A 12,298-nucleotide genomic window follows, 5' to 3' on the forward strand; every position below is an offset into this window, starting at 1 on the left:
TCAGGCGAGCGTCAAAAACGCGCTGTTAATATTGGCTTGTAATACGTTCTGAATGTACTCTATCCCAAAGCTGGGGTAGGCGGCCCGGACACCGTGCGCCTGCGCCAGCTCCGACGTGTAATCCCGGAAGAGGTAGGTGCGGACGTTGGATTTACCGGCATCATAGTGGGTCACGGTGGGATGTAATTGCGGGGAAGCGACAGCGCAGTGAACGCTGCCATCCGGGTCCGTCGTCTTGTTCAGCTCCAGTGTCAGGATGGCACCGATGAGTTGATCCGGTTTGCTCTGGGTGCTGAGGAAATTTCCCAGGGAATAGGCTACAAAGGTCTGGCGGCCATCCACAGAGGTTTTCCACTCGGCATCCTGCACCACATGAGGGTGCGTGCCCAGAATAACATCCGCACCCCAGTCGGAAAGCTGCTGGGCGAGGTCCCGCTGGGTCTGGGTGATCTTGTGGCTATCCTCCACGCCCCAGTGAACTCCCACCACCACGAAATCGGCCAGCTCACGCGCCCTGCGTACCTGTTGTTCCATCACATCCCGCTGGCTGGTGTAGATGACATTGGCTGTCATTGCACTGCTCTGCGGGATGCCATTGGTGTGGTCGGTGTAGGAGAGGTAGGCGATCGTCACACCGTTTACCGTCTGCAGGGGGATAGTACCATAATCGCTCTTTCCGTACCACAGGCCGGTCGTGACCACATCTTCCGGCATCTCGTCCCAGAACCGCAGCGTTGCTGCGATACCTTTGGCACCTTTATCGTAGGTGTGGTTGTTGGAAAGACTAAACACCCGGATGCCTGCCCGGTAAAGAGCCTCTGCGCATTCACCGGGGGTAGAAAAGCAGGGATAGGTGGAAGGCTCCAGTTCCTTGCTGCAGAGTGTTTCCTGGTTGATCCAGTTTACATCCTGCGCGGCATAAAAATCCAGCAGGTGCTCGTAGCAGTAGTCAAAATTATATCGCTGGCCTTCCGCTGCCCGGCGGGCTGCCTGTTTGTAGATGGGAGCATGGATCAGATTATCCCCGGTGGCCGAAAAACGCAGTGTGGTTGTAACAGGCTGCGGTTCCGGTTCGGGCGGGGGAACGCTTTCAGCGGTCGAAGGCTCGTCCTCAAAGGGGCCAAGTACGATGCCGGGAGTCTGGAAGCGCCAGAAGCCAAAGCAGGCCAACGCCGCACCAGCCACCAGCAGCACTCCCATCATCCTCAGAAAAACGGGTTTTCGTTTTCGCCGGTTCTGCGGTTCGTGCCGCGCATGTCGTTTCGTGGATGCCGCGTGTCTTGCCTGCTCCATTCCGTCAGCCCTCCTGCCGCTCAAAATGGTGGAAGACGCAGAGACCTTACAGCTCTGCGATCATGTTACCCATATTGTACAGGCCCGGCTCCTTTTTTGCAAGATAGACAGCAGCATTTATTGCGCCATTTGCAAAAACACTGCGGGAATATGCAGTATGCTTGAGGGTGATGACCTCGTCCGGACCGCAGAACAGCACCTCGTGGTCGCCCACGATGCTGCCTCCGCGCACGGAGCTGATGCCGATCTCCTTGGGGTCGCGCTTCTGGCGTACAGAGGAACGGTCGTAAACATAATGATATGCGCCGTTATTCTCTTCGTTGATGGCATCGGCCAGCATCAGGGCAGTGCCGCTGGGGGCATCCAGCTTGTTGTGGTGGTGCTGCTCCACGATCTCCACATCATAGTCTGCACCCAGAATGGCCGATGCACGCTTGCACAGCTCCGACAGCAGGTTGATGCCGATGGACATGTTGGCGCTCTTGAACACGGGCACAATGCGGGACAGCTGCACCACCTTCAGCTGCAGCTCTTCGGAAAGACCAGTGGTGCAGACCACGATGGGCATCTTGTGTGCTTCGCAATAGGTCAGTGCCTTTTCCACAGCAACAGGAGCGCTGAAATCAATGATGACATCGCCCTTGCCGTCCAGCTTATCCAGACTGTCGTATACGGGGATGCCGTTCTGCTCACCGTCCTGCTGGTCGATCCCGGCGACCACGCGGCAGTCACTCCGGTTTGCAATCATCTCGCAGAGGGCGTGACCCATCCGGCCGCCAATGCCCTGAATGATAATATCCGTCATTTTTGTTTCCTCGTTTTCTGTTGTAACGGCAAATGCCCGGGAGGAACCATTTCCACCGGGCATTGTGCGCTGTTTTGTTTATTCCTGAATCAGACCTTCGGCCTCCAGTGCCTGCTCGATCTTCTCCTTGTGGGCATCACTGGGCTCGACCAGCGGCAGACGGCAGGGACCGGCCTCCCAGCCCAGCACATTCATGGCGTACTTGACAGGGATGGGATTTACTTCGCAGAAGAGTGCATCCGCCAAGGGCAGGATCTCCAGCTGCAGCTTGCAGGCAGTTTTGGTGTCGCCCTCAAACCATGCCTTGCAGCAGTTGTGCACCAACTCAGGCTTGACATTGGAGACCACACTGATGACACCTTTGCCGCCCAGAGACAGCAGGGGGACCACCTGATCATCGTTGCCAGAGTAGATGTTCAGCTCGTCGCCGCACAGCTGAGCGATCTTGGCCACCTGAGAGATGTTGCCGGAGGCCTCCTTGATGCCGTTGATGAGCGGATTCCGGCTCAGCTCCAGTGCTGTCTCGGGGGTGATGTTCAGACCGGTACGGGAAGGTACATTATACAGGATAACCGGGATGCCGCCCGCCTCGGCCATAGCGGTAAAGTGGGCCACCAGACCTGCCTGTGTGGTCTTGTTGTAATAGGGGGTCACAAGCAGCAGGGCATCGGCACCGCAGGCAGCAGACTTTGCTGCCAGTGCACAGCCGTGATCGGTATCATTGGAACCAGCACCCGCAATAACAGGCACCCGGTGATTGACCGTCTCGACCGTAAACTTGATGGCGGCCAGTTGCTCCTCATCGGTCATGGTAGAGCATTCGCCGGTAGTTCCGCAGATCACAATAGCATCGGTGCCCCGTGCGATCTGATCTTCAATGATGCGGCCCAGCTCATCAAAGTTGATGCTGCCATCTTCGTACATGGGGGTGATGATTGCCACCGCCGCGCCGGTAAAGACAGGATTCTTCATAGTATAAAACTCCTTTGTACGCTCCGTCAGGAACGTGTTGTTCAGTCAAAATAGCCCTTTGCTGCCAGCAGCTCAGCCAGCAGCACGGCACCGCCGGCAGCGCCGCGCAGGGTGTTGTGGCTCATGCAGGCGAACTTGTAGTCAAACAGGGTGTCCTCGCGCAGGCGGCCGATGCAGACAGCCATGCCGTTCTCTGTGTTGCGATCCAGCTTGGGCTGAGGACGATCGGGCTCAGTGAAGTAGTGCAGGAACTGCTTGGGTGCGCTGGGCAGGTTCAGTTCCTGTGCAGGGCCGCGGAAGTTAGCCCAGGCCTCGAGCATCTGCTCCTGGGTGGGCTTTTTGTCAAAGCTTACAAACACGGCGGCGGTGTGGCCGTCAGAAACGGGGACACGGAAGCACTGCGCAGTGATCGTGGGCTTCTCGGCGTTGACGATCTGATCGCCCTCGATGTGGCCCCACAGCTTCAGCGGCTCGCGCTCGCTCTTCTCTTCCTCACCGCCGATGTAGGGGATGACGTTATCTACGATCTCGGGCATCCGGTCAAAGGTCTTGCCTGCACCGGAAATGGCCTGATAGGTGCAGACCAGAGCCTTGTTGACACCAAACTCCTTCATCAGAGGATGCAGGGCAGGCACATAGCTTTGCAGGCTGCAGTTGGACTTGACCGCAATGAAGCCGCGCTTGGTACCCAGACGCTTGCGCTGGGCAGGGATGATCTCAATGTGGTCCGCGTTGATCTCAGGCACGACCATGGGAACATCCGGGGTAAAGCGGTTTGCGCTGTTGTTGGAGACCACAGGGCACTCGGCCTTTGCGTAAGCCTCTTCCAGTGCCTTGATCTCGGCCTTGGGCATATTGACTGCGCAGAAGATGAAATCGACCTGAGAAGCGACCTCTTCCACCTTGGCGGCATCCAGCACGACCATCTTCTTGACGCTCTCGGGCATCGGGGTGGTCATTGCCCAGCGGCTGCCAACGGCATCCTCATAGGTCTTGCCTGCGCTGCGGCCGGACGCGGCCAGCGTGGTCAGCTTGAACCAGGGATGATTCTCAAGCAGGGTCACAAAACGCTGCCCCACCATGCCCGTTGCACCAACGATACCAACTTTATACTGTTTTTCCATTTCCAGCACCTTTCCTTTCAATAAAAGCAAATTTACATCGAACACGGCTTGCAAACCAGCCGACCTTGCAATATAATAGATACTGTTTATACAGATTTTATGATAACATTGATACGGCACTCGTGTCAATCATCGGAAAGGCAAATGCAAAGTATGTTAAAAAAAGATTTTTGGTATGATTTACCCAAAGAACTCATTGCACAGGAGCCTGCAGACCCCAGAGACTCGGCCCGGCTCATGGTTCTGAGCCAGAAGGACGACAGCATCCAGCACCGGATCTTCCGCGATCTGCCGGAATATCTTGAGCCGGGTGACCTGCTGGTGGTCAACAACTCCAAGGTGCTGCCCGCCCGCATCGTGGGTGTCAAGCAGCCTACCGGTGCTGTGTGCGAGCTGCTGCTTCTGCGGCAGGTCAAGGGAGATCAGTGGGAGTGCCTGGCAAAGCCCGGCAAGCGGATGCAGCCCGGCACCAAGGTCAGTTTTGGTGACGGCACCCTGACCGCTGTGGTGGACGAAACGCTGGAGGATGGCAACAAGTTTGTTACATTCTATTATGACACCGAGACCCTTTATGAAAAACTGGATGAATTTGGCAAGATGCCATTGCCACCCTACATCACCAAGCAGTTGGAAGATCAGAGCCAGTATCAGACGGTCTATGCCAAGGAGCTGGGCAGCGCTGCTGCACCCACGGCAGGCCTGCACTTCACCCCGGAGCTGATGGATACCATCCGTTCCAAGGGTGTCGGCATTGCCGAGGTTACCCTGCATGTGGGTCTGGGAACCTTCCGCCCCGTGCAGGAGGACGAGATCTCGGATCACAAGATGCACAGTGAGTGGTATTCCATCAGCGAGGAGACTGCTCAGCGCATCCGGGAAACCAAGGCCGCCGGGCACCGCGTGATCGCCGTTGGCACCACCAGCTGCCGTACGCTGGAAGCCGCCGCCGCAAAATATGGTGAGATCAAGGCCTGCAGCGGCAATACCTCTATTTTTCTCTACCCGGGTGTCAAGTTCAACTGCATCGATGGCCTGATCACCAACTTCCACCTGCCGGAAAGCACCCTCATCATGCTGGTCTCTGCCCTCTACGGCTACGAAAAGACCATGGCTGCCTATAAAGTTGCCGTAGAGGAAAAGTACCGCTTCTTTTCCTTCGGCGATGCGATGCTGATCCTGTGATCCCTCAGCACCCGCTCTCCCAAAAGCCCAAAACACTGCCGGAACCGTTTCGGCAGCTCGGTATCCACCACTTCTGAACCTGCCGCCTGCCCGGCGGCACAAGGCTGTACGGCTGTTTTCCGTACACAGAAAGGAAAAAACTTATGCCTTCTTTGACCACTTTTAAGCTGCTCAAGCAGGAGCACAACGCCCGGCGGGGCGAGTTCAAGACCGTGCACGGCACGGTGCAGACCCCTGCCTTCCAGAATGTTGCCACCGCCGGTGCCATCAAGGGCGGCCTGTCCGCGCAGGATCTGCAGCAGATCGGCACCCAGGTAATGCTCTGCAACACCTACCACCTGCATCTGCGCCCCGGTGATCAGCTGGTAGCCGATATGGGCGGCCTGCACAAGTTTACCCGCTGGAACGGCCCCATCCTGACCGACAGCGGCGGATTCCAGGTGTTCAGCCTGTCTAAGCTGCGTAAGATCACGGAAGAAGGCGTGACCTTTGCCTCTCATCTGGACGGCCACCGCATCTTTATGGGCCCTGAGGAAAGTATGCAGATCCAGGCAAACCTGGGCTCCACCATCGCAATGGCCTTTGATGAGTGTGTGGAGAATCCTGCCCAGCACGCGTACTCCAAAGCCAGCTGTGAGCGCACCACCCGCTGGCTCAAGCGCTGCAAGGCTGAGATGGCCCGCCTGAAGCAGGAGGGCAAGGCCACCAACCCCGACCAGCTGCTGTTCGGCATCAATCAGGGATGCACCTTTGCTGATCTGCGTGTAGAGCACATGAAGCAGATCGCGGAGCTGGAGCTGGACGGCTACGCCATCGGCGGTCTGGCCGTGGGTGAGCCTGCTGAGGTGATGTACGAGATGATCAGCGAGGTGGAGCCTTATATGCCCAAGGATAAGATCCGCTATCTGATGGGTGTCGGCACCCCTGGCAACATGATCGAGGCAGTTTCCCGCGGCGTGGATCTGTTTGACTGCGTCATGCCCAGCCGCAATGCCCGCCATGGCCACCTGAACACCTGGGGCGGCATCATCAATATCAAGAACGCAAAGTATGAGCGGGACGAGCGCCCCATTGACCCCACCTGCGGCTGCCCGGCCTGCCGGAACTACTCCCGTGCCTATATCCGCCACCTGTTCAAGGCAGAGGAGCTGCTGGGCATGCGTCTGGCCGTTATGCACAACCTGTGGTTCTACAACCACCTGATGGAGCGTATCCGCGATGAGTTGGATGCAGGCACCTTTACCACCTTCCATGACCGTTATGTCAAGCTGCTGGATACAAGAATTTGAGCTTTTTCATGCTTTTCCCTTGCAAGAGGGAGCAGAAGCGGTTATAATGAGTTTATCTGAATTTTGAGAGGAGACTTTGTCCCATGCAATTTCTGACTACTACCACTGAAAGCTATATCAGCCTGTTCTTCACCCTGGCTCTGATGCTGGTCCTGCTCTACTTTATGATCTATCGTCCCCAGAAGAAGCAGGAGAAGAAGGATGCTGCCATGCGTGCAGCTCTGGAGATCGGTGATCAGGTCGTGACCATCGGCGGTATTGTTGGCCGTGTGGTCGCCATCAAGGATGACACCTTTGTTCTGGAGACCGGTTCCGACCGTGTGAAGATCCGCTTCACCAAGAATGCGATCAGCTCTGTTGAGAAGCTGAACATGGACAATGCTCCTGCCAACGCAAAGAAGTAATCTCTAAAAGCAAGGTCTTTTTTACCCGCCCCTCTGCATACAGTAGTGCAGGGAGGCGGGTTTTTATGTTGGAACAGAAGAAGTTACCCATCCTGGAAGCACTGGCCGCATTCGGCATTGGTGGGATATTCACCGCCGCCTGCATGGCCGGGCTGGCCTACCTGATGGCAAACCAGAGCCTTGCGCAGAGCACTGCCTGGCCCATGGTCAGTGCCATTGTCTGTGCCGGGAGCTTTTGCAGCGGCTGGCTCATGGCGTTTTTCTATCACAGCAGAGGCCTTATCTGTGGTGCTGTACAGGGCGGACTGTTTGTTCTGCTTCTGCTAGGATTCGGTCTTTCGGAGGGCATTGAACCAACGGAAATGCAGCTGACCCGCTTTGCACTGGTATTCGTTTTTGGCTGTCTGGGCGGGGTGTTCAGCATCCTGCGTACAGAACGGCACCGGCATTGAGAATTTACAGCAGAAAAACAGGAGGACAGGGAAGTATGTGGGTCTATCAGGAAACACCGGAAACCGCAGCGGCAAAGGCACTGCCCGAAGCAATCATGCCGACAGCACAGGAAGAGCAGCTAAAACAGAAGAACGGTGGAGTTCTTCCTGAGACATCGCAGGAAGAAAGGCGATCCATCCCGGCGGCGTTCTCTGAGAGGTACGGAAACACACCGGAGAGAGCCGCTGCGCGCCGAAGCAAGCTGAGCAGGGAAACTATCCTTCTGTCGGCGGCGTACCTTCTGGGGACCTTTCTGGCGGGTGTGGCAGCAGCACGTTGTGTGGCAGGCGATGCTGAAACGCTTTCCTATTACCTGAACTGCTGGCAGAGCCTGTTTTCTGTGCAGGATGCCGCCGGGGCAGTGCGCCTGTTCCGAACGGAATTTTTCACTGTGGCAGGTGCACTGACGGCAGTGCTGTTCCTGGGGCTTTCTGCCCTTGGGCCGCTGCCCATCTTCCTTTTTGCGATGCTGTATGGGACAGGCTCTGGATTGCTTTCGTCCAGGCTGCTTGTGGATTTGAACCCACGGACAGCATTTGTGCTGCTCTGTGTCTGCGGTATCCCTGCATCCCTTGCGGCCGGAACGCTGTGCACGTTCGGCGCATCCGCACTGCAGGTAAGCGGAAGGCTCTGTTCAGCCGCCTTCGGGCGCGGAGGACAGGCCCCCAGCACAGGCGCGCTTTTGGGTCAGTTTGCCTGGATGCTGTTTCTGCTCCTGCCACTTTGCGGTGCGGCAGTGGGAATGCTGTATCTGGCAGGGCAGGCGAAACTTATATGAGCTGAAAAAATTCCCTGGCAAAAGAGTTCGTGAAGCTTACGATAAGAATTGAATAGGGCAAATCATTACGAGATGGCTTTTTGCAAAGTTCCGGAATTGTTTTTGCGTAGGGAGTACTTGACAGGTATTCTCTTTTATGCTAAACTATCTATCGTTGCAGAACGCGTGCTACTGTGGCTCAGCTGGTAGAGCAGCTCACTCGTAATGAGCAGGTCGCCTGTTCGAATCAGGTCAGTAGCTCCAAAAGTCCTATGAATCTACGATGAATTTCGTCTGGTTTATAGGACTTTTTTGTTATTCTGTTTCTGTACAAAAAAGATTCTCGCATCGTTTTTGCATCTGTAATGTGATTGTTTGCAGATTTCAGAGAATATGGTACAATAAAGCCAATCATTTTGAGGAAGGAGCTGAACACAGCGCACAATGTACACGAACCATATCAACCCCGTTGCGCAGAAAAATCAGGATGCATTTTGTACGGCACTGTTTCAGCTTTTAATGAAAAAGCCGCTGGAAAAGATCTCCGTCACAGAGCTGTGTCACATGGCAGACCTCGACCGAACCACCTTTTACCGCAGCTTTGAATCCAAGGACGATGTGCTGGATTACTATCTCGACCGGCAGATGACCCTGCTTGCGGGGCAGTTGCCTGCGTACAGTACCCTGGAAAAAAACCTGACTGCGCTGTTCCGCTGGACGTATGCGGAGCGAAAGAACCTTTGTGTCCTGATGGATTGCCATCTGACCAGTTTTTTCAGTGATGCGTTGAGCGAGAAGATCATCCTTGTTCTGATCTCCAACATCGAAGTCGGGGATGCAAGACAGTTTGTGCCATGGCCCGTTTCATTGCCGGGCGAAAATCGATACTTCCGCAACTCGTTCATCGGGGCATATATGGGTTTTTTCAACAGCTGGCGCTATGGAAACTTTGCAGAACGACCAGAGGATCTGGCCAAATGTATGGCTTCGTTCTATCTTCGCTGAGAAGGGTGAGACGGGATGGCGGACTTGCGGAAAGAGGAGTTGTTCCCAGCGGATGCATTTGGCTTGTTCTATCTGCAGATTACACGTATCCCCGGCGGATGGCACCGCCATGCAGAGTATGAGATCTTCTACCACATGCATAGAAAAATCCCCTCAGAGATTTCTGACAGCATTGTCAGAGCTCTGAGGGGATTTTGCGTGTCATGAAACGGAGATCAGATTTCGATCATTCCATTTTCATCCTTCGCGATGGGGAGCGCAATCAGGAGGTCAACCAGAGCAAATGCAAGGCCGAGACCGGTCCAGCCGACAAGCAGGTAGAAGATGCCCAGTTTCCAGCGGTGCTCCAGAAAGCGGTGTGCTCCGCACCAGCCCAGAAAAATGGTGAAGTAGGGACGCTGCTCAGGGTCATTGGTCAGGCAGGACTGAGCCGACTTGGTAACGACGCACTGGCAGGTGTAGCCGATGATGTACAGCCTTTTCGATTCTTAAAAGTCTGCCACGGCCCTTAAGAATCAAAGGAGCCGATCTCCAAGACCTAATATATCAGTTTGTTCGATGATTGTCGTGTGTAAATCCTGTGCCATTCACATTGTAAATCCTGCTGTTCTGTTTTTCGCTGCCAAAAAATCAAAGTCAAAGATGGACATTTTGCACAGTTTTTCTCCCTTTTTCACCCCACAAGATTGGTTTGATGCACCTTGTTTTATGATATGCAACAAAACGGCAAAAACTGTTGCACAATGTGCTAAAAAAACCAAAAAAGATTTGTGCGGCATTTTTTTAACAATTGTGATATATTAGTTACAGTAAGGCTTGTATCCTACACAAAAAAGGAGATTTTTATGAAGGATATTTATATTTCCGGCTTTGCCGATGAGATCAGCTCTTCTTTTGATGAGCAGCTCAAGACAGTCCGTGAGCTTGGAATGCAGTACATCAGCCTGCGCAGTGCAGATAAAAAGGGAATCGCTGACTTTACCGTTGAGGAAGTCAAGACCGATCTGCTGCCCCGCCTGCAGGCCGCTGGTGTTGGCGTTTCCAGCCTGGGCAGTCCCATTGGCAAGGTCAAGATCGACGATGAAGAGGGCTTTGAAAAGCAGTGTGCTCAGCTGGAAACGCTGTGCGAGATCGCTAAGGTCCTGAATTGCAAGTACATCCGCATGTTCAGCTTCTTTATGCCGGAAGGCAAGGATCCTGCCGACTATCGTGACGCTGTCATCGAGAAGCTGCGCAAGTTCATTGCCATTGCTGAAAAGCACGACGTGATCCTGATGCACGAAAACGAGAAGGATATCTATGGTGATGTTCTTTCCCGCTGTGTTGACCTGATGCAGACGCTGAACAGCGCGCACTTCAAGTCCGCATTCGACTTTGCAAACTTTGTACAGTGCGGCGAGGATACCGCCAAATGCTGGGATGCTCTCCGCCCGTACATTGTATATATCCACATCAAGGATGCCGTTTCTACCGACAAGGAGAATGTGCTCTGCGGTACCGGCGAGGGAAAGATCCCCGAGCTGCTGCACAAGGCCATCGTGGAAGAGGGCTATACCGGCTTCCTGACCCTTGAGCCGCATCTGGTGCTGTTTGACAGCCTGCAGAGCCTTGAGACCACGGATGCAAAGAACATCATCCGTGAGAACAAGTATAAAAACGGTGCTGAAGGTTACGCCGCACAGTATCACGCACTGTGCGATATTCTGGCAAAATTCTAACGTAACAGAAAAAAGGAGAAGATTCAAATGGAAAAGACTGAAGGAAAGATTCGTTATGGCCTGATCGGTATCGGTGCTCAGGGCGGCAGCTACGCTCGCTTCCTGACCAACGCTCCCGCTCCGTTCCCCGGCATGGTCTGCGCACCGTGCCCCGACAACTGCGCACTGGGCGCTCTGTGTGATATCGACCCCGAGAAGGAGAAGATGTGCAAGGAGCAGTACCCCGATGTGCCCTTCTTCAAGGATTGGAAGGATATGATCGCCAGCGGCACGGTTGATGCCATCATCACCACCGTTCCTCACTATCTGCACCACGAGATCTCCATCTACGCTATGGAGCATGGCATGAACGTTCTGTGCGAGAAGCCCGCCGGTGTCCGCAGCAAGGATGTTCAGAAGATGATCGCCTGCGCTAAGGCTCATCCCGAGGTTTCCTTCGGCATCATGTTCAACCAGCGTACCAACAAGCTGTATCAGAAGATCAAGGAAATCGTTGCCAGCGGTGAGCTGGGCGAGATCCGCCGCTCTCAGTGGATGATCAACTCCTGGTGGCGTCCTGACAGCTACTACCAGCAGAGCGCATGGCGTGCTACCTGGGGCGGCGAAGGCGGCGGTGTCCTGGTCAACCAGGCTCCCCATCAGCTCGACCTGTGGCAGTGGATCTGCGGTATCCCCGTGAAGGTTTTCTCCAAGAACATCAACGGCTGCCATCGTAACATCGGCGTTGAGAACGACGTGACCATGCTGGTCGAGTTCGCTAACGGCGCTACCGGAACCTTTACCACCTGCACCCACGATGCCATCGGCACCGATCGTCTGGAGATCGACCTGGACGGCGGCAAGATCGTTGTTGACAACAGCAAGACCGCTCATGTCTACCACTACATCGATAAGGAAGGCAACCCCTGCACTGAGGATTACCTGAACGAGCACATGAACATGATGGAAGTTGCCATGCTGACCAGCGGCAACGGTGCAGGCTCCAAGCTGTACACCGAAGAGACCTTTGAGAACAACGATGGCTGGGGCTTCCAGCACACCACCGTTATGCAGAACTTTGCTGCTCACATCCTGACCGGCAGCCCGCTGCTGGCTCCCGGCGAGGACGGCATCAATGGTGTCAACCTGGCAAACAGCAGCCAGCTGTCTGCATGGACCGGCCGCGAAGTCTCCAACCCCTGCGATCCCGAGGAGTATGCTGCTGAGCTGAACAAGCTGATCGAGGCTGAGGGCAAGTTCCCCGTCCGCGAGTAATCA

The 12,298-nt window shown here is 55.0% G+C and carries 13 protein-coding genes and 1 tRNA gene; 10 read left to right on the forward strand and 4 right to left on the reverse strand.

Features of this window, described 5'->3' with window-relative positions:
- From GXM22_RS07545 to asd, 4 genes are all read right to left on the reverse strand, one after another.
- On the reverse strand, window positions 1–1,293 hold the full coding sequence (locus tag GXM22_RS07545) for a CapA family protein (RefSeq protein WP_035394442.1): 1,293 nt from the start codon (window positions 1,291–1,293) through the stop codon (window positions 1–3).
- 46 nt (window positions 1,294–1,339) lie between these two features.
- Window positions 1,340–2,098: a 4-hydroxy-tetrahydrodipicolinate reductase gene (gene dapB, locus GXM22_RS07550; protein WP_005934209.1), complete on the reverse strand. Its 759-nt coding sequence runs from the start codon at window positions 2,096–2,098 to the stop codon at window positions 1,340–1,342.
- A 78-nt stretch (window positions 2,099–2,176) separates the two neighbouring features.
- Window positions 2,177–3,070: a 4-hydroxy-tetrahydrodipicolinate synthase gene (gene dapA, locus GXM22_RS07555; RefSeq protein WP_005934211.1), complete on the reverse strand. Its 894-nt coding sequence runs from the start codon at window positions 3,068–3,070 to the stop codon at window positions 2,177–2,179.
- A gap of 41 nt (window positions 3,071–3,111) precedes the next feature.
- The gene (asd, locus tag GXM22_RS07560) at window positions 3,112–4,194 is read right to left on the reverse strand and encodes an aspartate-semialdehyde dehydrogenase (RefSeq protein WP_035394444.1); all 1,083 of its coding nucleotides are present in this window, start codon (window positions 4,192–4,194) and stop codon (window positions 3,112–3,114) included.
- 153 nt (window positions 4,195–4,347) lie between these two features.
- On the opposite strand from asd, the gene queA reads away from it, so the two are divergent.
- The 10 genes from queA (at window position 4,348) to GXM22_RS07610 (ending at window position 12,295) form a co-directional block, all read left to right on the forward strand.
- Entirely contained in the window at window positions 4,348–5,376 is a 1,029-nt protein-coding gene (gene queA, locus GXM22_RS07565) for a tRNA preQ1(34) S-adenosylmethionine ribosyltransferase-isomerase QueA (protein WP_099357184.1), read from the forward strand.
- A 143-nt stretch (window positions 5,377–5,519) separates the two neighbouring features.
- Window positions 5,520–6,665, forward strand: a complete 1,146-nt coding sequence (tgt, locus tag GXM22_RS07570) for a tRNA guanosine(34) transglycosylase Tgt (RefSeq protein WP_005934221.1) — start codon at window positions 5,520–5,522, stop codon at window positions 6,663–6,665.
- Window positions 6,666–6,748: 83 nt separating this feature from the next.
- Entirely contained in the window at window positions 6,749–7,069 is a 321-nt protein-coding gene (gene yajC / locus GXM22_RS07575; protein ID WP_005934224.1) for a preprotein translocase subunit YajC, read from the forward strand.
- Window positions 7,070–7,134: 65 nt separating this feature from the next.
- Entirely contained in the window at window positions 7,135–7,521 is a 387-nt protein-coding gene (locus GXM22_RS07580; protein WP_005934226.1) for a TIGR04086 family membrane protein, read from the forward strand.
- Between the two features lie 35 nt (window positions 7,522–7,556).
- Complete coding sequence (locus GXM22_RS07585) at window positions 7,557–8,339, forward strand: hypothetical protein (RefSeq protein WP_005934228.1); 783 nt, start codon at window positions 7,557–7,559, stop codon at window positions 8,337–8,339.
- A 167-nt stretch (window positions 8,340–8,506) separates the two neighbouring features.
- Window positions 8,507–8,582 (forward strand) — tRNA-Thr (locus tag GXM22_RS07590).
- 300 nt (window positions 8,583–8,882) lie between these two features.
- Window positions 8,883–9,323, forward strand: coding sequence for a hypothetical protein (locus tag GXM22_RS07595; RefSeq protein ID WP_143405710.1), 441 nt, complete (start codon window positions 8,883–8,885; stop codon window positions 9,321–9,323).
- 203 nt (window positions 9,324–9,526) lie between these two features.
- Window positions 9,527–9,835: a hypothetical protein gene (locus GXM22_RS15245; protein WP_005934235.1), complete on the forward strand. Its 309-nt coding sequence runs from the start codon at window positions 9,527–9,529 to the stop codon at window positions 9,833–9,835.
- 333 nt (window positions 9,836–10,168) lie between these two features.
- The gene (locus GXM22_RS07605; RefSeq protein WP_005934239.1) at window positions 10,169–11,041 is read left to right on the forward strand and encodes a sugar phosphate isomerase/epimerase family protein; all 873 of its coding nucleotides are present in this window, start codon (window positions 10,169–10,171) and stop codon (window positions 11,039–11,041) included.
- A gap of 27 nt (window positions 11,042–11,068) precedes the next feature.
- A complete protein-coding gene (locus tag GXM22_RS07610; RefSeq protein ID WP_005934242.1) occupies window positions 11,069–12,295 on the forward strand; it encodes a Gfo/Idh/MocA family protein in 1,227 nt (408 codons plus the stop codon).
- Window positions 12,296–12,298 lie beyond the last annotated feature (3 nt).

It is taken from the genome of Faecalibacterium duncaniae (assembly GCF_010509575.1).
In the GTDB taxonomy this organism is placed as follows: domain Bacteria; phylum Bacillota; class Clostridia; order Oscillospirales; family Ruminococcaceae; genus Faecalibacterium; species Faecalibacterium duncaniae.

Excerpts from the sequence above, each read along its gene's own strand:
- dapA (WP_005934211.1), bottom strand. The coding sequence starts at position 3,070 with ATGAAGAATCCTGTCTTTACCGGCGCGGCGGTGGCAATCATCACCCCC.
- GXM22_RS07580 (WP_005934226.1), top strand. The coding sequence starts at position 7,135 with ATGTTGGAACAGAAGAAGTTACCCATCCTGGAAGCACTGGCCGCATTC.
- dapB (WP_005934209.1), bottom strand. The coding sequence starts at position 2,098 with ATGACGGATATTATCATTCAGGGCATTGGCGGCCGGATGGGTCACGCC.
- GXM22_RS15245 (WP_005934235.1), top strand. The coding sequence starts at position 9,527 with ATGAAACGGAGATCAGATTTCGATCATTCCATTTTCATCCTTCGCGAT.
- queA (WP_099357184.1), top strand. The coding sequence starts at position 4,348 with ATGTTAAAAAAAGATTTTTGGTATGATTTACCCAAAGAACTCATTGCA.
- GXM22_RS07605 (WP_005934239.1), top strand. The coding sequence starts at position 10,169 with ATGAAGGATATTTATATTTCCGGCTTTGCCGATGAGATCAGCTCTTCT.
- asd (WP_035394444.1), bottom strand. The coding sequence starts at position 4,194 with ATGGAAAAACAGTATAAAGTTGGTATCGTTGGTGCAACGGGCATGGTG.
- GXM22_RS07545 (WP_035394442.1), bottom strand. The coding sequence starts at position 1,293 with ATGGAGCAGGCAAGACACGCGGCATCCACGAAACGACATGCGCGGCAC.
- GXM22_RS07585 (WP_005934228.1), top strand. The coding sequence starts at position 7,557 with ATGTGGGTCTATCAGGAAACACCGGAAACCGCAGCGGCAAAGGCACTG.
- tgt (WP_005934221.1), top strand. The coding sequence starts at position 5,520 with ATGCCTTCTTTGACCACTTTTAAGCTGCTCAAGCAGGAGCACAACGCC.
- yajC (WP_005934224.1), top strand. The coding sequence starts at position 6,749 with ATGCAATTTCTGACTACTACCACTGAAAGCTATATCAGCCTGTTCTTC.
- GXM22_RS07595 (WP_143405710.1), top strand. The coding sequence starts at position 8,883 with ATGGCAGACCTCGACCGAACCACCTTTTACCGCAGCTTTGAATCCAAG.
- GXM22_RS07610 (WP_005934242.1), top strand. The coding sequence starts at position 11,069 with ATGGAAAAGACTGAAGGAAAGATTCGTTATGGCCTGATCGGTATCGGT.